This window comes from Dethiosulfovibrio salsuginis (assembly GCF_900177735.1).
GTDB lineage: Bacteria > Synergistota > Synergistia > Synergistales > Dethiosulfovibrionaceae > Dethiosulfovibrio > Dethiosulfovibrio salsuginis.
Map to the genome: position 1 here is coordinate 21,542 of NZ_FXBB01000008.1, position 21,284 is coordinate 42,825.

General features: G+C 54.3%; 22 protein-coding genes. 17 read left to right on the top strand and 5 right to left on the bottom strand.

Annotated elements, in window-relative coordinates:
• Positions 1–127: 127 nt before the first annotated feature.
• From B9Y55_RS04490 to B9Y55_RS04535, 10 genes are all read left to right on the top strand, one after another.
• The gene (locus tag B9Y55_RS04490; protein ID WP_085544172.1) at positions 128–1,003 is read left to right on the top strand and encodes a dimethylarginine dimethylaminohydrolase family protein; all 876 of its coding nucleotides are present in this window, start codon (positions 128–130) and stop codon (positions 1,001–1,003) included.
• 41 nt (positions 1,004–1,044) lie between these two features.
• Entirely contained in the window at positions 1,045–2,487 is a 1,443-nt protein-coding gene (locus B9Y55_RS04495; RefSeq protein WP_085544173.1) for an alanine/glycine:cation symporter family protein, read from the top strand.
• Positions 2,488–2,873: 386 nt separating this feature from the next.
• The gene (gene zupT, locus B9Y55_RS04500; RefSeq protein WP_085544174.1) at positions 2,874–3,719 is read left to right on the top strand and encodes a zinc transporter ZupT; all 846 of its coding nucleotides are present in this window, start codon (positions 2,874–2,876) and stop codon (positions 3,717–3,719) included.
• Positions 3,720–3,787: 68 nt separating this feature from the next.
• The gene (locus tag B9Y55_RS04505) at positions 3,788–4,264 is read left to right on the top strand and encodes an NfeD family protein (protein ID WP_143340810.1); all 477 of its coding nucleotides are present in this window, start codon (positions 3,788–3,790) and stop codon (positions 4,262–4,264) included.
• A gap of 18 nt (positions 4,265–4,282) precedes the next feature.
• A complete protein-coding gene (locus B9Y55_RS04510) occupies positions 4,283–5,239 on the top strand; it encodes an SPFH domain-containing protein (RefSeq protein ID WP_200806622.1) in 957 nt (318 codons plus the stop codon).
• 153 nt (positions 5,240–5,392) lie between these two features.
• On the top strand, positions 5,393–5,905 hold the full coding sequence (locus tag B9Y55_RS04515; protein ID WP_234986129.1) for a GNAT family N-acetyltransferase: 513 nt from the start codon (positions 5,393–5,395) through the stop codon (positions 5,903–5,905).
• A gap of 157 nt (positions 5,906–6,062) precedes the next feature.
• Positions 6,063–6,911 (top strand): pantoate--beta-alanine ligase, encoded by an 849-nt coding sequence (panC, locus tag B9Y55_RS04520; RefSeq protein WP_234986130.1) that lies wholly within the window; start codon positions 6,063–6,065, stop codon positions 6,909–6,911.
• 3 nt (positions 6,912–6,914) lie between these two features.
• Complete coding sequence (gene panD, locus B9Y55_RS04525) at positions 6,915–7,292, top strand: aspartate 1-decarboxylase (protein WP_085544177.1); 378 nt, start codon at positions 6,915–6,917, stop codon at positions 7,290–7,292.
• A complete protein-coding gene (gene panB / locus B9Y55_RS04530; RefSeq protein WP_085544178.1) occupies positions 7,289–8,125 on the top strand; it encodes a 3-methyl-2-oxobutanoate hydroxymethyltransferase in 837 nt (278 codons plus the stop codon). Before panD ends, panB begins: the two co-directional genes overlap by 4 nt.
• Positions 8,122–9,030: a ketopantoate reductase family protein gene (locus tag B9Y55_RS04535; RefSeq protein WP_085544179.1), complete on the top strand. Its 909-nt coding sequence runs from the start codon at positions 8,122–8,124 to the stop codon at positions 9,028–9,030. The genes panB and B9Y55_RS04535 overlap by 4 nt, the downstream gene beginning before the upstream one ends.
• 8 nt (positions 9,031–9,038) lie before the next feature.
• Here B9Y55_RS04535 and B9Y55_RS13590 read toward each other — a convergent pair whose 3' ends face one another.
• Both B9Y55_RS13590 and B9Y55_RS04540 read right to left on the bottom strand, forming a co-directional pair.
• The gene (locus B9Y55_RS13590; protein ID WP_268753276.1) at positions 9,039–9,167 is read right to left on the bottom strand and encodes a hypothetical protein; all 129 of its coding nucleotides are present in this window, start codon (positions 9,165–9,167) and stop codon (positions 9,039–9,041) included.
• 4 nt (positions 9,168–9,171) lie between these two features.
• Positions 9,172–9,639 carry a pentapeptide repeat-containing protein gene (locus B9Y55_RS04540; protein WP_085544180.1) on the bottom strand — a complete coding sequence of 156 codons (468 nt, stop codon included), beginning with the start codon at positions 9,637–9,639 and terminating at the stop codon, positions 9,172–9,174.
• 386 nt (positions 9,640–10,025) lie between these two features.
• Here B9Y55_RS04540 and B9Y55_RS04545 point away from each other — a divergent pair, with 386 nt between their 5' ends.
• Complete coding sequence (locus tag B9Y55_RS04545; RefSeq protein WP_159448228.1) at positions 10,026–10,910, top strand: DMT family transporter; 885 nt, start codon at positions 10,026–10,028, stop codon at positions 10,908–10,910.
• A gap of 1 nt (position 10,911) precedes the next feature.
• Here B9Y55_RS04545 and B9Y55_RS04550 read toward each other — a convergent pair whose 3' ends face one another.
• Positions 10,912–11,376 (bottom strand): hypothetical protein, encoded by a 465-nt coding sequence (locus tag B9Y55_RS04550; protein WP_085544182.1) that lies wholly within the window; start codon positions 11,374–11,376, stop codon positions 10,912–10,914.
• Positions 11,377–11,488: 112 nt separating this feature from the next.
• Positions 11,489–12,094, bottom strand: coding sequence for a lactate utilization protein (locus tag B9Y55_RS04555; protein ID WP_085544183.1), 606 nt, complete (start codon positions 12,092–12,094; stop codon positions 11,489–11,491).
• A 166-nt stretch (positions 12,095–12,260) separates the two neighbouring features.
• Between B9Y55_RS04555 and B9Y55_RS04560 the strand changes: the two genes are divergently transcribed.
• The 4 genes from B9Y55_RS04560 (at position 12,261) to B9Y55_RS04575 (ending at position 17,594) form a co-directional block, all read left to right on the top strand.
• Positions 12,261–13,673 (top strand): AAA family ATPase, encoded by a 1,413-nt coding sequence (locus B9Y55_RS04560; protein WP_085544184.1) that lies wholly within the window; start codon positions 12,261–12,263, stop codon positions 13,671–13,673.
• Between the two features lie 2 nt (positions 13,674–13,675).
• Positions 13,676–14,311, top strand: a complete 636-nt coding sequence (gene ptuB / locus B9Y55_RS04565; RefSeq protein ID WP_085544185.1) for a retron Ec78 anti-phage system effector HNH endonuclease PtuB — start codon at positions 13,676–13,678, stop codon at positions 14,309–14,311.
• Positions 14,312–14,413: 102 nt separating this feature from the next.
• Positions 14,414–15,289 (top strand): hypothetical protein, encoded by an 876-nt coding sequence (locus B9Y55_RS04570; RefSeq protein ID WP_085544186.1) that lies wholly within the window; start codon positions 14,414–14,416, stop codon positions 15,287–15,289.
• A gap of 13 nt (positions 15,290–15,302) precedes the next feature.
• The gene (locus B9Y55_RS04575; RefSeq protein ID WP_159448229.1) at positions 15,303–17,594 is read left to right on the top strand and encodes a tetratricopeptide repeat protein; all 2,292 of its coding nucleotides are present in this window, start codon (positions 15,303–15,305) and stop codon (positions 17,592–17,594) included.
• Between the two features lie 48 nt (positions 17,595–17,642).
• Here the strand turns inward: B9Y55_RS04575 and yfcC are convergent, their stop codons facing one another.
• Positions 17,643–19,163, bottom strand: coding sequence for a putative basic amino acid antiporter YfcC (gene yfcC, locus B9Y55_RS04580; protein WP_085544188.1), 1,521 nt, complete (start codon positions 19,161–19,163; stop codon positions 17,643–17,645).
• 209 nt (positions 19,164–19,372) lie between these two features.
• Here yfcC and B9Y55_RS04585 point away from each other — a divergent pair, with 209 nt between their 5' ends.
• Both B9Y55_RS04585 and iadA read left to right on the top strand, forming a co-directional pair.
• Positions 19,373–20,107, top strand: a complete 735-nt coding sequence (locus B9Y55_RS04585) for a GntR family transcriptional regulator (RefSeq protein ID WP_085544189.1) — start codon at positions 19,373–19,375, stop codon at positions 20,105–20,107.
• Positions 20,108–21,280 carry a beta-aspartyl-peptidase gene (gene iadA / locus B9Y55_RS04590; protein ID WP_085544190.1) on the top strand — a complete coding sequence of 391 codons (1,173 nt, stop codon included), beginning with the start codon at positions 20,108–20,110 and terminating at the stop codon, positions 21,278–21,280.
• Positions 21,281–21,284 lie beyond the last annotated feature (4 nt).

Here is a 21,284-nt window from a genome sequence, read left to right on the forward strand (position 1 = left end):
AACGATAGGTGTATGTAACCCGTAATACCCTAATCTATTACAAAACCCCTGTGGAAAAGAGCATATATCGTCTATCCTATTTATGCAAGAGCAAATAATCTAAAAGAACTCAAAGGAGGCACTCTGAATGAAACCCTGGGGAGCTCAGTCGGAAGTCGGAAAGATAGAGAAGATAATGGTGAAGAGGGCGGAAGACGCCTACGGAAGCCAGAAGGTCTTAGACTCCTGCTGGAGGGATCTGGGCTACACCGAGCCGGTGAACTACTCCAAGGCCATGGACGAATACGATGCGTTTCTATCCATTATAAAGAGCCACGTGCCGGAGGTGTTTTGCCTCCCCTCCCAGGAGGATACCGGCCCCGACTCGATGTACGCCAGGGACTCCTGTATGGTCACCGACCAAGGGTATATCCTGTTTAACATGGGCAAGCCCCAACGGAGGGCCGAGGCCGCAGCGGCGGGCCGTCTGTTCGACTCCATCGGCCTGCCCAGGCTGGGAGCCATAGAGGGCGAGGGAAGCATGGAGGCGGGGGATATGGCCTGGCTGGACGAGAACACCCTGGCGGTAGGGATCAGCTACAGGACCAACCCCGAGGGAGTCCGCCAGCTGAGGGATCTGGCTGCCGGTAACTTCGAGGTGCTGGACTACCCCATTCCTCACTGGAACGGACCGGAGGAGTGCCTTCACCTCATGTCCTTCATAAGCCCTGTGGACCACAAGGCGGCGGTTGTCTACTCCAGACAGATGCCGGTCACTTTCCGGCAGGAGCTTCTTCACAGGGGATATAACCTGATAGAGGTCCCAGATCAGGAGTACGACACAATGGCCTGTAACGTCCTGGCCCTGGAGCCCGGTCTGGTCCTCATGATAGAGGGCAACCCTATCACCAAGGGCAGGTTACAGGAGGCTGGCATGGAGGTGCTGGAGTTCCCGGGCACCGAGATATGCTGGAAGGGCGGCGGAGGACCTACCTGTCTTACCAGGCCCCTTCTTCGTAAGTAGCTTTTATTAATAACGATGTAGACCGGAAGGGAGGGAGATAGATGGATTTTCTGGGTTTTGTGGAGCAGTTAGTCGATTGGGTATGGGGAACTCCTCTCATAGTGATGGTGCTCGGCTCGGGGGTGTTCTTTACCCTGGTCTCGGGATGCTTTCAGTTCAGGTACGGCGGCTATATCTTTAAAAATACCGTAGGGCGGATCTTCTCAGGCAAGGTCGACGATGGCCCTGGACTACTGTCCCCCTACGAGGCGGTAAGCGTCGCCATAGGATCAACCGTCGGAGTGGGCAACATCGGGGGAGTCGCCACCGCTATCGCAGTCGGAGGCCCTGGGGCGGTGTTCTGGATGTGGATGGCGGGCATATTCGGCCAGCTCATAAAGATGGTCGAGGTCACACTGGCGGTCCACTACAGGACGGTGCTGGACGACGGACAGAGCACCTACGGAGGGCCTACCTACTATATCCAAAGAGGGCTCGGCCAGGAGCGAGGCTGGCATGGCCTGGCGAAGGTCCTCAGCGGACTGTTCCTGATAGGTTTTCTAATCTGCTATTTTTTCACCATCCAGAACTACACCGTGGCGGAAGCTGTGGCGGGGGTCTTCGACGTGAACCTTCTGTTGGTCAGTTTCGTCTTTCTGGTCCTCCTCTACGCCTCCATCTGGGGCGGTATCAGGGGGCTCGGCAAGATAGCCGTCGCGGTGGTTCCCTTCATGTGCCTTTTCTACATTGGGGGAGCTCTCATGGTTATCCTTAAAGACACCGCCGCCATACCACACACCTTTAGGCTCATATTCGGAAGTGCCTTCACCGGAACCGCAGCGGTAGGAGGTTTTGCCGGAGCCGCCTTCGCCAGAATGATCTCCGTTGGAATGGCCCGTGCGGTCTACAGCAACGAGGCTGGTTGGGGTTCCTCTCCCATGATCCACGCCTCCGCCAGGGTTGATCATCCGGTGAAGCAGGGTATCATGGGCATATTCGAGGTCTTCATGGACACGTTGGTGATATGTTCCGTTACCGCACTGATGATCATAAACTCAGGGGAGTGGAGTTCCGGTCTTGACGGGGCAACCCTTACCCTAAGCGCCTTCTCAAAAGGGGTGGGCTCCCTCGGGACAATCGTGCTGATAGTCGGGATCTTCCTGTTTGGGCTAACCACCTCGACAGGGCTTTTCGCCCAGTTTGAGACGCTGCTGACCTACGTCATAGGGCCTCATTCGAAGAACCTGGATAAGGTGCTTAAATTCAACAAGTACGTCTACCCCCTACCGGGATTTTTGCTGGTGCTCTACGCCCAGGCCTACGGCCTTCCCACCTATCAGGTGTGGATGTTTATAGATATCTCAATAGGTATCCCTATATTCGTCAACCTGCTGGCCATACTTCTGCTAACACCTAAGTTCCTCGACCTACTTAGGGACTACCGGGCAAGGTACATGGGCCAGGGCAAAGTTGACTCGGATTTCAAGGTTTTCTACGAGGAATAGCTCTGAAACTAAAAAAGGCCCCTTAGGGGCCTTTTTTAGTTAGCATCTCCTAACTAAAATCGATCCGTCAGGGCTTTTTAGTGGTACAATCTACCCTGTATAGATACCACTAAAGGGCACCTCTAAAAACTCTAATCCTCGGAGAGATCGTTCCGACGGAGCCCATTTGAGCCCGTATACTCGACCTGCCGTTGTGTAGTACGAATGGGGCGACAGGACGTCGCCCCAAGCCGAGGGGGCACAGGACGTGCCCTCCGAGGCGGTTCGTACGGAACAGGCAGGTCGAGTATACGATTGGGCGAAACAGGGCGTAGGCGGAACGATCTCTCCGAGGGGACTCAAAGGTGAGTTTTTAGAGGTTCCCTAAAAAGAAAGACGGTGATAGCTTGAGCGAAATAGCGATAGCCTTTGGGCTTACCCTTTTTGCCGGTTTAGCTACAGGTATAGGAAGCGCCATAGCCTTCTTTGCCAAGAGGACCAACTTCCGTTTCCTGTCAATATCAACCGGCTTCTCCGCCGGAGTCATGCTTTACGTGTCCTTTGTCGAGATATTCTTCAAGGGTTCCGAGGCTCTCACCGAGGTTTACGGAGACTACTGGGGAGAGTGGATAAACGTAGGGGCCTTCTTCGGGGGTATAGTCCTGATAGGCCTTATAGACGCCTTTATTCCCCAGGCGGAGAACCCCCACGAGGTACGCTCCGAGAGGGCCGTGGCACCTCTGCACAACGACGATGTTCCTGACGACATAAAGGACAATCCTAAGCTGATGAGGATGGGGCTCTTCACCGCCCTGGCTATCGGGATCCACAACTTCCCCGAGGGACTGGCAACGTTTCTAGCTGCCCTTCACGATCCGTCGGTGGGGGTGGTCATAGCCGTGGCTATAGCACTTCACAACATCCCGGAGGGCATAAGCGTATCGGTCCCGATCTATTACGCCACAGGGGACAGAAAAAAGGCCTTCCTGTACTCCTTTTTGAGTGGTTTGGCCGAGCCTATAGGGGCCCTGATCGCCTATGGGGGTATAGTCCTCTTTACCGGGGGCAGCGGAGGGGCTGTCCCCCAGGAGGTCATGGGAGTCCTGTTCGCCGGGGTCGCTGGGATAATGGTCTACATAAGCCTGGACGAGCTTATCCCAACCAGCAACGCCTACGGCAAGGGACACGACAGCATGATAGGCTTGGTCGGCGGCATGGCGGTTATGGCCCTGAGCCTGCTTATGATGAGCTAAGAGGTAAGGGCGGCGTTGTTCCCCCCTTACGTTAGGTGATATGATGTGAGAGGAAGGGAGTGATCCATATGGCGTTTTTAGCGACCTGGCAGTTCTGGGGTATATTGTGCATAGTGCTTCTGCTGGGAGAGATAGTCTCTCCGGGGTTCGTCCTCGGGTGTGTAGCTATCGCCTGTATTCCCCCTCTTTTGATGGGGGCCTTCTGGCCTTTGGAGATGCCCTTTCCCCTTAACGGAAGGATAAGCCTGGCGGCCTTCGGAGTCTCCGCCCTTTTGGGGCTGATTTTCATCCGGCCCTCGGTGGTAAAACACCTCTACGGCAAGGGACAGAGGCGATCCGACGTGGAGGGAATGATAGGCTCTAAAGCCCTGGTTGTGAAAGAGATATCGGAAGGGCAGACCGGTGGGGGCTACGTCAAGGTGAGAGGGTCCCAGTGGTGGGCCTTTCACGTGGACGGCAAGCCCGTTCCTGTCGGTGCGGAGGTGGAGATAGTGGAAGTCAAAGGGGCCAAGGTGATGGTCACCACGGTCCGTAACGACGACTAGAGAGGTGGAGGTGTTTTGATGTTTTACGATGTGATGTGGTTTGTTCAGAATTCCATGGATTCGGCTCTCCTGTGGCTGTTCGTCGTTTTAGCTTTGATGATCCTTTTTTCCGGGGTCAAAATAGTACCCCAATCCCATAGGGTGGTGGTGGAGAGATTGGGGAAGTTTCATAGGATACTGACCCCGGGTATAAACTTCATCTTCCCCGTACTGGATAAACCTAAGAATATAGAGTGGGTCTTCGGAAGGGGATTCAAGCGGAGTTCCACCATGGACATGAGGGAGCAGATATTGGACTTCCCTAAGCAAAACATCATCTCTAGGGACAACGTAGTCATGGAGATAAACGCCATGCTCTACTTCCAGATCAGCGACCCATTCAAGGCCATATACGAGATAAGCAACCTGCCGCTAGCTCTGGAAAAGCTGACCCAGACCTCCCTAAGAAGCGTCATGGGCGAGATGGAGCTCGACGAGATCTTCAGCAAGAGGACCGAGATAAACGAGAGCCTGAGGACCACCCTCGACGAGGCCAGCGACGTATGGGGCGTCAAGGTCACCAGGGTCGAGATCCAGGACGTCAACCCTCCCGCGTCGGTCCAGGAGGCCATGCAGAGGCAGATGGAGGCCGAGAGGACCAGACGAGCGGTCGTCACCGAGGCCGACGGCCAGCGTGACGCCGAGATCAACAGAGCAGAGGGAAAGAAGAGGGCCATAGAGCTTGAGGCCGAGGGAATGGCCAACGCCAGGATAAGGCTGGCCCAGGCCGAATCGGAGGCTATAGCCAAGATAGCCGAGGCCCTGTCGGTTCACACCGACGGAAGGGATCCCTCCTCCTACCTCATAGCCCTCAAGTATCTGGAATCGTTGAAGGAGATGTCATCCGGTGACAAGTCCAAGACGGTCTACCTTCCCTACGAGGCGTCGTCCATACTGAGCTCGGTGGGGGTCATGAAAGAATTATTCACGAAATAGATACTTACAGGAGGGCCTCTCGGGGCCCTCTTTTGGTGGCATCCGTAGTCTCATTTGATATTCAATTGAATCTATGGTACAATAAACAGCAAACCTAAAACAGAAGGGATTGGTTTTTTGTATTTAGAGGAGACTTCTAAACTACCGCGCAAAGTGGTTGAGAACCTGGACGGAGACATAGGGAACCTCAAGGTCTACCTGGTGCAGGACTACAACGTCAACCTGCTCAAAAGGATGGTCAACTTTGGCCTTGGGATATTCGGAGACCTTGGGATGGACGAGTGGGGGCTGGTTCCCCAGATACGCCACGGAAACGTGTTCGTCCTGAAGGAAGAGGACAAGAAGAGGATAATCGGTCTGGCTATATTGATGAGGGACTGGGAGGACATGGAGAAGTGCTACCTCTTCGATTACGCCATAGCGGAGGACCTTCAGGGCCAGGGTCTTGGCTACCATTTCCTGGACGCCATAATAAGGAACCTGAAGGATCAGGACTTCAGTAAGATGGGACTCACCGTGGACACGGAAAACGCACCTGCCATAAGGCTATACAGGGACAAGATCGGATTCGACGTAATAGGGGAGAACAAAGACGAGTATGGAGAGGGACACCACCGATACATAATGGAACTGGACTTCGACAGATATAACCCTCCAAAGCTGTAAATAACCGCCTGTTCCTCCGGAGGAATTCGAGGCGATAGTTTTAGATAAAAGGGGCTCTCCCGTGGAGCCCCCTTTTTTTATGTTGCGAAAACTGTATTTATCGAATATATTGTGCCTGTTTTTGTACCTGATAAAGATTATCGGAGGAGGTCTCACAGTGACCCTAGTTATCAGATCGGTGGACGAGGTGCGTCGGTTCATATCGGAGCGTAGATCGCAGGGGAAGACGGTGGGCTTGGTTCCCACAATGGGATATCTCCACAGGGGCCATATGTCCCTGGTGGAGAGGTGCCTTGAGGAAAACGACGTGACGGTGGTATCCCTTTTCGTCAACCCGATCCAGTTTGGCCCAGGGGAGGACCTGGACCGGTATCCCAGGGACGAGGAGAGAGATCTATCCCTCCTTCAGGATGCAGGGGTAGACGTGCTTTTCGCTCCTGAGGCGGACGAGATGTACCGTCCCTCTCACTCTACCTACGTCGACGAGGCGGCAATCAGCTTCCCTCTCTGCGGAGGCTCCAGGCCCGGCCACTTCAGGGGAGTGTGTACGGTGGTGTTGAAGCTCTTCAACGTCCTGTTGCCCGACAGGGCCTACTTCGGCATGAAGGACTACCAGCAGCTTCAGGTCATAAATCGGATGGTCAGAGACCTCAACGTCCCGGTGGAGGTGCGCCCCTGTCCTATCGTTCGGGAGGCCGACGGACTGGCGTTGAGCAGCAGAAACGTCTATCTGTCAGAGGACGAGAGGCGTTCGGCGTTGTTCCTGTCCAAATCTCTATCCGCCGCTAAGGATGCCTTTGACGGAGGGGAGAGGTCCGCCTTCGCCCTGGCGGACCTGGTATGGTCTGTCCTGGCGGAGGGAGAGGGACTGACCCCTGAGTACGTCGAGGTCCGTGACGCTGCGGACCTGTCGGAGGTCGCCGACATAACCGGCCCAGTTGTGGTGGCCCTGGCGGTCCGAGCGGGCTCCACCAGGCTAATAGACAACGTCGTATTGGGGGAATAGGCCATGTTCTTAAACATGCTCAAGTGTAAACTCCACGGTGCGGTGGTGACCGAGGCCAACTTAGAGTATCAGGGCAGCATCTCAATAGACCGTGATTTCATCGATCAGGCGGGATTTCTCATAGGGGAAAAGGTCCTGGTCGCCGACATGGAGTCGGGCAGTCGGTTCGAGACCTACGTTATAGAGGCTCCTAGAGGAAGCGGGGAGATATGTCTGAACGGCGCCGCAGCTCGACTTGGGACGGTGGGAGACAGGGTGATAGTCATGGCCTGGGCCTTAATGACCGAGGAAGAGGCCAGGTCCCACAGGGCCAAGGTTGTCAAGATTGGGCCGGACAGAGGGATAGAGAGGGTATTCCTCATGGACGGCAACGACCGATGAGAAAGGTAACCATCCCTCATCTGATGGAGATGAAGGCCTCGGGGCGGCCTATCTCCATGATCACCGCCTACAGCTCCTGGCAGGCCGCCATGGTCCAGGAGGCCGGTGCGGAGGTCATATTGGTTGGGGATTCCCTGGGGATGGTGGAGAAGGGCTTTGCCAGCACCGTCCCTGTCACCATGGACACCATGATAGACGCCTGCGCCGCCGTGTCCAGAGGGGCGTCCTCGCCCTTTTTGGTCGGAGACATGCCCTTTATGTCCTACGAGGTGGACCGAGCTCAGGCGGTAGCTAACGCCGGGCGGTTTATCAAGGAGGCTGGTATGGACGGGGTTAAGCTGGAGGGCGGAGTGGAGAGGGCCGACACCGTCAAGGCCATAGTGGACGCTGGTATAGCGGTAGTAGGCCACATAGGGCTCACCCCTCAGTCCGCCACGTTGCTGGGCGGCTTCAGGGTGCAGGGGAAGGACCTTGCGGGGGCGGAAAAACTTCTAGCCGACGGGAGGGCCCTACAGGATGCGGGAGCCTGCTCCATAGTTCTGGAGTGCGTTCCGGCCCCTCTCGCCGAGATACTGACCGAAGAGCTGTCCATACCGACAGTCGGCATAGGGGCGGGCAAGGGATGTGACGGCCAGGTGCTGGTTTTTCACGATATTCTCGGCCTCTACGGCGACTTTCGCCCTAAGTTCGTAAAGCGGTATCTGGACGGAGGAAAGGTCCTGACCGAGGCACTGGCCTCCTATGTCTCCGACGTCAGGGAGAGGTCCTTCCCGGAGGAGGGCCATTCTTTCGACATGGACCCATCGGTGATTAAGGAGCTGGATAGGCGGTGAGGATAACCGTGGTGGGCTGTGGGGCAATAGGTACCCTCTTGGCCTCCAAGCTCGCCTCGGTGGGGCTCTCGGTGCAGGTGTTCCAGAGGCCTGGGGCGACACTGGACCGGATCAGGTCCGTAGGGGTCGCCCTGTGGGACGGCGAAACGGCCCCCTGTCCTGTCAGGGCGGAGGACGACCCGTCAAGGCTGGACAGGTCCGACATCGCCATAGTCACGGTGAAGGCCTTCTCCACCGACGAAGTAGCGCCGGTCCTGCCGGAGCTGCTCCTTCCCGACGGAGCCGTCCTGACGGTGCAAAACGGCCTTGGAAACGGCGAGAAGCTGTCACAGGTTCTGGGAGGGGTCAACGTGGCGGTTGGGGCCTGTACCTACGGGGCCTACCGTGACGATAGAGGGGAGGTCCATTTAGGAGGTCTGGGAGAGATCGTCTTTGGCCCGGTGGAGCGGGGGAGGGACTGGCGTCCTCTTGAGGATGCCCTGAACCGGTCAGGGCTCTCCGCCAGGGCGGTGGACGACCCTGCTCCCGTCCTGTGGGGCAAGTTAGCCGTAAACGCCGCCATTAATCCGGTAGCAGCCCTTATACGGAGGGAAAACGGCTGCGTCCTCTCCTCCGATGGGCTCGCCGACCTGTGCAGGTCCCTCGCCATGGAGGCCTGTTCCGTCGCCCGCTCAGTCGGCGTCTCCCTGGACTCCCAGGTCATGTGGGACAGGGTCAGGGCGGTGGTCCGATCCACGTCGAAAAACACCTGCTCCATGCTCCAGGACGTCCTCGCCGGTAGGCCCACGGAGATAGAGGCCATAAGCGGCGAGATCCTGAGGTTAGGTGAGATAGATGGAATATCTCTTCCCGCCACAGAGACGGTCTATCGCCTCGTGAAGGGTCTCGAATCAAAGGTGGTCTGACCGATCGGTCAGACCACCTTTATTCCCATCATGCTGGCTATCCCCACCGCCTGTAGGGCGTTTAGCTTTGCCCCTTTCAGCTCCCTGAAGTCGTCGGAGACGGAGAAACCGTCTATGACGCAGTCGGAGAGGTCCACGTTTTTAAGGGGAGTCTTGAAAAAAACTGGTCCTGGTGAAGTCCTCCTTGCTCAGGCGGATCTTTTTGAGCTTGACCTCAGAGAGAAAAGCCTCCCTCATGTCGCATTCGGAGATGGCGCAGTTTTCCCAGACAGACCCTCCGTAGTTGGAGTAGTTGAACACCCCGCCGGTAAAATTCGTCTCCCTGAAGAAGCCGTGGTCGAAGTTGCTGCCCACCGCCTTGCTGTCCTGGATAACCGTCCCCTTCCAGTAGCTGTTGCTGAGGTCGCAGTTCGACAGGTCGCAGTTTCTGAGGATAGAATCGTAAAAGCTGGTCCTCACAAACCTGGACGAGACAAAGTGACAGTTTATAAACTGGACCGAGTCGAACCTCACGTTCGACATATCCAGGTCGGTCACCGTCTCGTCCTTGAAAACAGCCCCTTCCAGAGGCTCTCCCTCGGACCACCTCAAAATCCCATCTTCAAGCATATTACCCCTCCTTTGTCAATCGCTATATATCTTATAGGCATCTCTAAAAACTCACCTTTGAGTCCCCTCGGAGAGACCGTCCCGCCTGCGCCCTGTTTCGCCCAATCGTATACTCGACCTGCCTGTTCCGTACGAACCGCCTCGGAGGGCACGTCCTGTGCCCCCTCGGCTTGGGGCGACGTCCTGTCGCCCCATTCGTACTACACAACGGCATGTCGAGTATACGGGCTCAAATGGGCTACGTCGGAACGATCTCTCCGAGGATTAGAGTTTTTAGAGGTGCCCTTATAAAAATTGTATTTTGCGATATGTAGGAAAATAACTGTAGCTAAGGTAAAATAGGGCCGTATTTTAGCATGTTTTTATCGATGGAGGAGAGTGTGTCTATGTTTCGTGGCTCTATGATGATGATACTGGCGGGGGTGTTCTGGGGAGCCTCCGGAACCTTGCAGGCCTTCGGGCCGGAGGGAATCTCCCCTCTGGTCTTAGGTGCGATCAGGATAACCGTAGGGGGGCTGTGCCTCACTGCCTTCGTGCTGTACAGAGAGGGTCCTAAGGCGTTCTCCGGGCGTTGGCCCTGGAGTAGCGTCCTTATGGCCTCGGCGGGAATGGCCCTTTATCAGCAGTTTTTCTTCGCCTCCATCCTCAGGACCGGCGTCGCCGTCGGGACCATGGTCGCCATAGGGAGCTCCCCCGTCATGGGAGGACTGCTGGGAAGGCTGTTTCTAGGCGAGAGGCTGACCGCTCGATGGATGGGAGCTACCGTTGCTGCCGTCACCGGATGCGTCCTGCTGTCCCTCGGGGGAAGCCTGACGGTGGATCTCGTAGGTATCGCCCTTGCTCTCTGTGCCGGGGTAGCCTTCGGCTTTCTCGGCATGGGGATGAAGAAGGCCCAGGAGGGACGATCCTCCCTGGCGGCTATAGCCCTCTGTATGACCTTAGGGGCGGTAATGGCCTCCCCTGCGTTTTTGTTAGGGGACACAGGATGGATATTCACCTCCAGAGGGATCTCCATCGCTCTGGTCTTAGGTGCGGTCAGCACTGCAATCCCCTACGGACTGTATTCCACCGCTTTGAAGGTCGTGCCCGTATCCACCGCCTGCACCCTCACATTGGCGGAGCCTCTGACTGCCGCTATTTTCGGGGTGTCCCTTTTAGGGGAAAGGCTCTCGATTCCCGCTCTGGCAGGGATAGGTTTTATACTTTTTGGCCTGCTGCTACTGTCTATGCCTGTTAGGAGATCCTTCATTTCCAACGACAGGATGAGCTGAGCTATTCCCCTTTCAAAGGATCCCTCCCAAGGGATCGTAACGCGAGCAGGCTTAGGGCAATGGCGGATGATACGAGTAAAAACGCCGTAAAATAACCTTCGGTGGTGTAGACACCGGGCTGTGTCGTCGGGAAATGGTCGATGACGATTCCCGTTCCCCACTGAAAGATCACCGCCGACAGGACGGCTATCATGTTCATGGCTCCGAATACGACCCCTCTTTCCTCCGTCGGGGCGAGGGCGGTGACCCCCGCGAGGGCGAAGACCCCTCGCACCCCTGTCACCGCTCCGAGCAGCAAGGCTGCCGCTCCTCCTGCCCATACCGGCAACCCCGATACGGTGGAGCCGAGCAGTATAAACCAGATCCTGAAAAACACCGTCAGGAAGAAAGATCCAGCCAGGACGATAAAAAGAGTAAAAGCGGGATCGGCAAAAAGGGATCTATATATCGAACGAGACTGGCTCACGTCAAAACTCCTTTGCTCAGCGGATATTCTAATCCATCGTAATGGATACATGATTACGTCGATATAGTAGCACTGAGCAGCGACCCGTACAAGCAGTGTCAGCCTATCTCCCCTAAAGTCCCAGAGCCTCTTTTACGAGAACTACCTCCATCTCCATTTGGTTCATCTTTTTGTAATGTATCACCTGTCCGCAGCATATTCTGTCCTCGCTGTGGCAATCGTAGCACCTGTCCTGCTTTACCGCACAAGGTGTCCGGTATCGGTGACGGGCGGCGTTCTGTGGAGCTGCGATGTTCCGAGCACGGTATATGGCTTCCTCCAAGGTCGGGACCACCTTATTCACCCCTACAACGAAATAAACCTTTTCGTGGCCGAACAAGGAGCCAGCCACTCGATTTCCAGTCCCATCGATGTTTACCATCTCCCCTGTCTCCGCAAGTCCGTTCACGGAGGTAAAAAAGATATCCGTGGTCAGACATAGCTTAGCGGTCGACCAGAAATCCAGACCTTTAGAGGGGTGGGCGGGATCGTATACCTCGTTGTGTTTTGAGAGCAGGTCGTATAAATTCATGGTTTCCAGGGTCTCCGAATCTCCAAAACCGACGGTTTTGCCGTCCACCTTCCCGTCCAAATAGCTGGCCCCATCCTGGGCGGTATCGAAACAGGAAACCTCGTATCCCTTTTCCTTCAGCGAAGCGACGGTTTTCTCCAGTCTCATATTAGCCCCTCCTCTGTTTTAGGTTATGGCTAACCTAGCACCATATACCGACATCCGCAAGCCATTCCTCCCCTACTTCCGTTAGCTATAGCACAAAATCTTACCCGAGTTTTGCTAGGTCGCACTAAAGGGCGTTATACTCTGTGCCAGAGAGGAGCTGTTATCCATGTCAGAAAAAGGTTCTTCAACGGAGTTCAAACTCCAGGATGGAAATATTCCTCCTTTTCACCTGGAAGGGCTGAGCTTAAAGAATTATAGATGCTTTCCCGAGGTTGATCTTTCTTTTCATCCTCGGCTCACGGTTTTTGTCGCTCCCAACGGAGGAGGTAAAACCGCTATTTTGGACGGAGTCGCCGCCTCTTTAAGGCTATTTGTGGATACTATGGAACGAAGGACAGCCTCCAAAGGTTTTGATCCCCAGGACATCCGTAGGGTAACCTCTCCCACTGGAACCATGGAGCTCTGCCTCCCCGTATGGATGGAGGGTAAGGCCTCCTTTTGGGGGCAGGATATATCCTGGGAACGTGACCTTAAAGGAGCTAAAGAGGGATCGACTCAGGCCAGGACTACTACCGCTGGTGCAAAACAGCTTAAGGACTTTGCTTTAAGCCTGATCGCTGAAAACGACCGCTGGATCTCTGGTGATGGATTGGCCCCCACCTTTCCGGTGATAGCCTATTACGGCACAGGAAGACTATGGGGAGCTAGCCGTATGACGGACGGGAAAAAAACCTCAGGTATAACCCCTAACGCCAGGTTCAGAGGATACGGCGATTGTCTCTCGCCGTCCTCCCATTACAAGGGGTTTGTGGACTGGCTTTCCAGGTTTTCACTGGAATCATTGAGTGAATCGATGAGTTCCAAAAAATCCCCCCATTTCCCTAAGGAAGCTTTAGCCGCCGTCGCTCAGGTGGTTGATAGGGTTTTGGCTCCTACAGGGTGGGGAGGCCTGGAGTGGGATTTTGTAGAGAAGACCCCTAGAGTTTCAAACGATAAATTGGGCACTCTGCCAGTGGACTCCCTTTCCGACGGCATAAGGACCATGATAGGCTTAGTCGCGGATATAGCCTACCGCTGTACCGTTTTGAACCCCCACCTGGGAAGATCGTCGGTGGAGGGGACCCCTGGAATAGTCCTGATCGACGAGGTCGATATGCACCTGCATCCTGGATGGCAACAGATGGTTATACCCTCCTTACAGGAGGCCTTTCCCATGGTTCAGTTCATAGTGACGACTCATAGCCCCCAGGTACTCTCCACCGTGGACAAAGAATCCATAAGGGTCATAGAGATAGGCCATGGTGGCGTTGCTTTGAAGACTCCCTCCTATCAGACGAAGGGCGTGGAGAGTACTGACGTCCTCTGTCGAATCATGGATATCGATCCCGCACCGTCGATACCGGAAGCTGAGCTCCTGAGCGAGTACAGAGCGATCATAGAGGAAGGAGATTGGGAAGACGATCGGGCTAAACGGTTACGCCAGAGCCTTGTAGCTCATTTTGGGGAAAAACATCCTGTGATGGTGGACTGCGATAGGCTTATAAGGTTCCAGCTGGTGAAGAGACGGTCAGGTATTTAGCTATGCATTACCTTAAAAGAATTTCTGTATTCGCTCCTGCCTGTCTGAAGGCGAAACAGGCTCCTAATGATAATTGGAGTTGCGTTACTCCTGAAGAAAAATCATCTTTACGAGAAGCACTGATGGAACTTCAAGGTAAACTGTGCGCCTACTGTGAGGGGATAATCAGCGACGAAAAAGCTTGTCATATAGAACATTTTTTCCCCAAGGGCAAGCATCCTCGTCTCACCTTTGATTGGGATAACCTCTTTTTGTCCTGCGATAATAAAGGGCAGTGTGGACGTTATAAGGACACCGAATGCTCTAACTATGATCCCCGCAAGCTGATCAAGCCAGATCGGCACGATCCCGATGACTTTCTCTTTTTTCACTCCAACGGCAAGGTCATGATCAGGTCAGCCATCGATGAAGAAATGGCTTTAAGAGCTAGCGAGACCATAAGGGTCCTTAACCTAAACGAGCCTGGATTAGTCGGTCGAAGAAAAAGTGCGGTTGGAGTATATATCAAAATAACCGACGAGCTTGATGGATGGAGCGATGAGGATATCCGGGAATATATCGGTGAAGAGCTGAAAGCCATCGGAAATGCCGAATATATCACGACGATACGACATTTTCTGACGAGATGTTTGAGGTAGGTTCGGGAAAAAATCTAATTTGCTGTTGCCTCTTATGTCTTATCTTGTCGCAGGTAAATGCTATCATGAAAAACAATTCTATTCCGTTGAGAGGGTGACGTTTTGAGAGCGAAAAAAACCATCCTAAGCCTGATAGCTCTGGTTTTTGTCTTCCTGTTGTTACCGGTGGTTTCCTCCGAGGGGTTTTCCTTCAAGGCAGGAACGAGAGTGGGAGGGCTCTCACACGTCACCCTATGGTACGCCTGCCTCGGCGTGGAAAAGGATACTAAAGGGGTTTTTACGGATAAAATCCTTAAAGAGATTAGCGACTCTATCGACGATATTCGAGCCTTTAACGAAAAGATAAAGAGAGACTTTGGGTTAAAAAGCGGCCTGTCTCATCGCTATTATTTCCACTGGGGATATAACGAAAACCCTAAGCATACGGCGGATCATAAGAGATATCTCCGAGGAAAGGTGGATATAGACGGTCGATCTCTGGATAGGCGAACTATGGACCGTCTTTTTAGTGCCCTTAACTATGAATGGAGAAAGAGGAAATCCCAAATTGATAGGGTTATATCCCGAAACATGTCATTTCTGAGCCCCCGAGAGAGAGAGGGGTTGGCTGCTATTTTGTACTCTATCCATATTCTGGGAGACTACTCTACCGACAGCAGGGAACAGATGACCCCTTTAGCGTCCCTGGATCCTATCGTGAGGGAGCTTACAGGAGGTCTTAACAAGCTTTTTGGCTCAGGAAACTCAGCCAGCGCCAGCTTAGCTGGAGGGGTTTGGTTCAGAAGTCACTGTGATTTTATTAAGGAGGGGCAGCAGGCACAGGACATTCTCAACATTCTCATGGCACACCTACCATCGCTTTTCGCTCCTGCGATGGATCAGAGAATGGATGGACTTATTCTGGATCCCTATATGGCCTGGAGGATCGAAAACTGGAGTCTTGTAGGATCTCCCTCCGGCGGGAGAACAAAGCACTAGGGGAGGAACGATGATGAAGTCTAAACTTTTTGTTTTTGTGATTTCTGTGCTTTTATTTAGCTCCTCGGTGGTCGCTGCGCAGGAGAAGTACGATCCTCAACACACAATGCTGGCCCTTAATATGGCAATAATGTCTGTGAACAGAATAATCTCCGCAGAGGATAGGGTTGTCTTGGATCATGAATATAGAAATATACTGAACAACCTTAAAATTGGGGAAATAGCGGCGGACGACGAAATTATAGATGTGTACGAGGGGATAATGGACCTTGTTACCTATGAAAAACTACGCTCCGATGAGTCCGAAAGGCTTAAGGAGTTATACGATCGCAAAGCTAAAAATGGCATTTATCAGTCTTTATCGAATCTTAGAGCTTACGGTGGGGATATTTTCAGTATTATAGGGAGTTTTGCTGTCTCGGCGACGAGCTCCTACTTTAACTATAAGGCTCTGAAGGACGACTACCATGCAGAGCTGGACGAATCACTGTGGCAACTCCATAAAAACAGGGTAATCGAGCTGAACAACCTGAACAAAGGACTCCTACGCTCGTCGTGGCGGCTTCTTCGTCAGTATGGCCTTCCCGATGAGCATCGAATTACCGAGGAGCTTATCGACCTCTATCTTAAGGCGGAAAACGAAGGCGATAGACATAGAGCCCTCGCGATGTTCAGACGTCTTGAAGTCTACTTTCAGGCTTATCCTCCCTTCTGGTTCGACTACGGCAAGGCCGCTCAGAATGTAGAGGAGTACGACCTTGCCCTTAAGTGCTACGATAAGTTTTCCGAGATAAACCGTCCGGTTCTTAGAAAAGATCCTTTCGTCGTGGAAGTGGCAAAAAATCGCTTAGCACTTTTAAACGTTATGAAAATGGATAAACTGGAGGGGAGTTTTTTAAAGGGAGCTGAGAGAGAGCGCTACACAAAAGAGATAAGGGCCTGTCTCAAGGATATTAGGGACAACTCTCTCCCTGGTGAGTGGACTAATAACCTAGTCGTAGGGGTTCAGCTCTCAGGTCTGGGGGACATGCAGGAGGCCATCGAGACTGTAAGGGAAAACCTGGACTGGGGGGCGGAGGTAGAGTACAGCTCCGCTGTCCTCAGGGTTCTGGAGATGGGGTTAGGAGCGAGCAAGATCCCCGACGAGCTTCGTAGGTCTATAGTAAGTATTGGGGAAGCGGAGGAACCCTCGCTCGTTGGAGGTGGAGAGCTCTTAAAAGCTCTGTCCCTTTTCCTCGACGAACAAGACTCTCTCGCCCTTGATGCCTTGGGTTTACTTGCAAAACAAGGCAATCCTATAGCGCTAGATGTTATGGCCGATATGTTTGAGTATGGTTTAGGGGTTCAGGAGGACCTCCAGAAGGCGACAGCTCTGAGAGGTGCTATAGATTCAAGTTCACTGGAAGATTCGGAGTGGCAGAGAGCTACGGTCTTCATGGAGGAAAAGGCAGAAGGCGGAAATCTGAGGGCCCAGTTCTATCTGGGAGTCAAGTGGTCCATTAGTTTGGCAGCGCAAGGGAATATGGCTGCCCAAGACAGACTTGGGGTTTTGTATTTAAAAAGGGGTGGAGTCCAAAAAAACGAGGAAATAGCTGTGCAATGGACTCATAGGTCCGCAGAAAATGGTTACCCTTGGGGGCAGTATAGTCTGGGGATGTGTTACAACAAGGGGTATGGGGTTGAGAGGGATAATTTTAAGGCGGTTGGTTGGTTTGAAAAGGCGGCTAATAATAAAAATTCACGATCACAAAATATGTTGGGTACCTGTTATTCTAAAGGAACAGGAATAGGTGAAGACATAAGAGAGGCGGTAATGTGGTTTCGTAAGTCTGCGGAGGGTGGCTATGTCTCTGCTGAAATTAATCTCGCTCTCTGCTACTACAAAGGCGATGGGGTAGAAAAGGACTATGTCCAGGCCGTGAGGTGGTTTCATCGAGCAGCGGAAAAAGGAAGCCTGAGAGCTAAAAATATGCTTGGTATCTGTTATCAGAATGGTGATGGTGTAGAAGAAGACGATTCTCTGGCAGTCAAATGGTATGGAGAGGCCGCAGAGAAAGGCTATGGTTGGGGACAGTACCACCTAGCCAACTGTTATTTAGATGGAGAAGGGGTAAATAAAGACGTGGTGGAGGCCTATATGTGGTTCTACATGGCCAGTAAAAACGGCGACGAGAGCTGTGTAAAAAAGAGTCTAAAGGCTATGGAGAAGATGTTGGGAAAGGGGCTCTTTAACTTTAGGGTTATTTCTGACTCACAGGTCCAGGATGCCATGAGAATGGCAAACGATCGTATGGCTCAAAGATGACTAAAAGCGAAAGGTCGCTACCGAGTGGTGGCGACCTTTCGCTTTTATCTAGTTAAACCCGGTCAGTACCGCGCCGATTACAACCAAAGATCCTAGGGCGAACAGAAGGGCCTGGAACTTTATCTGGAACTTGGCCCAGGTTCCCCAGTCGATCCTGGCGGCCCCCAAGCAGGCTATGAGACAGCCCGAGGTGGGGACTATCAGGTTGGTGAATCCATCTCCAAGCTGGAAGGCCAGAACCGCAACCTGTCTGGTAACCCCCGCAAGGTCCGCCAGAGGGGCCATCAGGGGCATAGTGAGGGCCGCCTGGCCGGAGCCGGAGACCACGAAGAAGTTGAAGACCGACTGGAAGAGGAACATGAGCCAGCCCGATACCGCAGTGTTGAATGAGCTTATGGCGCTTCCCGCTGAGTTCAGTATGGTGTTAAGCACCGTGGGGTCCGTGGGAGAGTCTCCTCCGAGGACGAGTACGATGCCCTTCGCCATACCAACCACCATGGCGGCTCCCAGGAGGTCCTTGGCTCCCTCCCTGAAGCTGATCGCTATGTCGTTTACCCCCATGTCGTTCAGGTTGAACAGGACTCCGATGACCCCCGCAACAAGGCCGACGATGAAGAACTGGGTGGCTATCTCAGGGATATAGTATCCGTTGGTCATGACTCCCCAGATAACCCAGGCGATGCCGGCGAAAAGGGCCAGCACTACCAGCATGTGTCCCAGGCCGAAGTGGCTCTCTATCTCCTTGCCCTTTTCCACGTTGTCTCTGAAGAAAGAGTCGGTCTCGTAGCAGAGCGACGACGTGGGATCGGCCTTTACCTTCTCGGCGTATCTCATGGTGTAGAGGATCCCCACCAAGGTGAAGCCCGCCCACATAGCCATGCGGAACCCTGCGCCGGAGAGGACCGGGATTCCCGATATTCCCTGGGCTATGGCGACGCTGAAGGGGTTCATCCAGGAGGTCCCAAAGCCTATCTGGGTGGCCACGTAGGTTATCATTATGGCCGTGATCGAGTCGTAGCCCAGGGCCACGCACACAGGGGCCAGGATCAGGACGAAGGGAATTGCCTCCTCGCCCATGCCGAAGACGGCCCCTCCCAGAGAGAACAGGACGAACATCACCGGTATAATAGCCCTCTCCATGCCCTTGAACTTGGTGAGGACGTGGAGAATGCCTGCCTCAACCGCTCCGGTCTTTATGATTATCCCGAAGGCTCCACCTATGACCAGGATGAAGGCCATAACCCCCACCGCTGACCCCCATTTGCTTCCGGATACGAAGCCCTCGAAGACGTAGTTTAAGAGGCCCACCTCGCCGTAGGGCTCGAAGACCGCGATGCCCTGCTTGACCGGGTTGCCCTGGTCGTCCACCTTTAGCTCAAAGCTATCCGCTATTAGGACGTTTCTGGTCTTGGTAGCCCCGTCCATCTCGTAGGTTACCTCGTGGGTCTTGTAGGTCCCTACCGGAACGGTGTAGGTTAGAAGTGCCGCCAGGAGGACGACGAAAAAGATGATGACGTATGTATCGGGTATTCTCATTGGCTTGCATGAAGGCTCTTTCTTGTTCGACATATTCGGTTCAACTCCTATCCTTTGATAAATTTCCCCCCCGTATGGGGTATTGCTGCCTTGTTGAAACTAAAACTCGATTCTGATCGGCTGTCCCTCCCTCAAAAACGATGCGATATTGACATTGTGTCTCCATAATGTAGTATATGGGTACAACATAGCATAGTTGCCGTTATGTTGTCCACCCCGAAAAGCGGAAAGGAGTGAGGTAAATGTGGCCATCGGCCAGCGGCGGCGATTTTCCCCCGTCCTCTCAGGCGGTTTTGGACTATATACTGGATCTAATCGAGGACCTGAGACTTATGCCCGGGGAGCCTCTCTACGAGACGGCCCTGGCCTCGGAGCTCGGTATGGGACGGACGGGGGTCAGAAACGCCCTCACCTTCTTGGAGGGGACGGGATTTTTGGAGAGCGAGCCACGGAAGAGAGGATATCGAATGCCAGCCCTTTCCGCCCAGGATATGGAGGACGTTTTCTCCATGAGGGCTCTTTTGGAGGGAGAGGCGGCCTCCGCTGCGGCCAGAAAGGCCACCTTGGACGACGTGGCCTATCTTAGACACCTCAACGAGATGGAGGAGTCTTTCGCCCTCTCCGACCTTCCCAGGGAATACCGTTCCATAAACCTGGAGTTTCACTGTTCCATAGTGAGGATAGGGGGTAACGGCTATCTGGAGAGGGCCTTTCATCCGGTGTTCTGGCGTTCTCGGCTATACATAATGTACGTCGGCCGCTTTCAGCCCCTGGTGGCCCCTGCGGATCAGGGAGTCACCAACACGCCACTGGAACACCGGAGGATAATAGACGCCATAGAGAGCAGGGATCAGGAGGGGGCGAAAGAGGCGGCGTTGGCTCATCTGAGGGATACGAGAGCATTCAGGCTGTCCCTCGACGGCGACAGGGCCGCTAAGGTGCTGTCAGGCAGGATAAAAGCGGAGGGGATCGAGTAAATGTTTAAGCTGATAAAAAAGGTTGAGATGTACTGCCCGGATAAGCTGGGCAAGGGGGATATTCTCCTGGCGGGGGATAAAATAGCCTGGGTCGGGGAGTCCTTCCCGGGGAAGGACCTCCCGGACCTGGAGGTCATAGACGGAACCGGGAAAATAGCGGTGCCAGGCTTCGTCGACGGACACGTCCACATAGCCGGTGGAGGCGGTGAGGGGGGCTTTTCCACCAGGACCCCGGCGGTGGTCCTCTCGGACCTCATAGAGGCCGGTGTCACCTCGGTTATAGGGGTGCTCGGGACCGACTCCACCTGCCGTTACCCCGGCGAGCTCCTGGCGAAGGCCAGATCCCTCAGGGAGGAGGGCCTGTCGGCATGGGCCCTGACCGGATCCTACGCCATCCCGGTCAAGACCCTCACAGGATCGGTTCAGGACGACCTCGTCCTGATAGACCTGTTCGTGGGGGTGGGAGAGGTGGCGATCTCAGACCACCGGTCCTCCCAGCCCACACTGGATGAATTGAACAAGCTGGCGGCCTCCGCTCACGTAGGTGGGATGATAGGGGGCAAGTCGGGGGTCATCAACGTCCATCTAGGGGACGGCCCCTCCATGCTCTCCCCCATAAAGGCGATTGTGGAGACCACCGAGCTGGGCCTGGGCCAGTTCCTCCCCACCCACGTCAACAGAAACCCCGAGCTCTTCCAGGACTGCATAGACTACGCCCTGTCCGGCGGCATGGTGGACCTGACCACCAGCACCACGCCCCAGTTTCTCGAGGAAGGCGAGGTCAAGTGCAGCCAAGGTCTGAGGAGGCTCCTCGACTCGGGAGTTTCGGTGGAGCGGATAACCTTCAGCTCCGACGGTCAGGGCAGCCTTCCGTCTTTCGACTCGACCGGCGCCTTCACCGGCCTGTCCATCGGAACCTCTCGGTCGCTCTTCCCGGAGGTTCGGGATTCGGTCCTCGTGGAGGGTATCCCACTGGAGACCGCTATACAGGTCATAACCACCACCCCCGCCTCGGTTTACAGGCTCCCGAGAAAGGGGCGGATAGCCAAGGGATACGACGGCGACCTGGTCCTGCTGGAGAAAGGCGACCTGTCCATCTCCTCGGTGTTCGCCATGGGGAAAACAGTGGTCCAAGGGGGCAGAGCGGTGGTCAAAGGCAGGTTCGAGCCGTAATTTC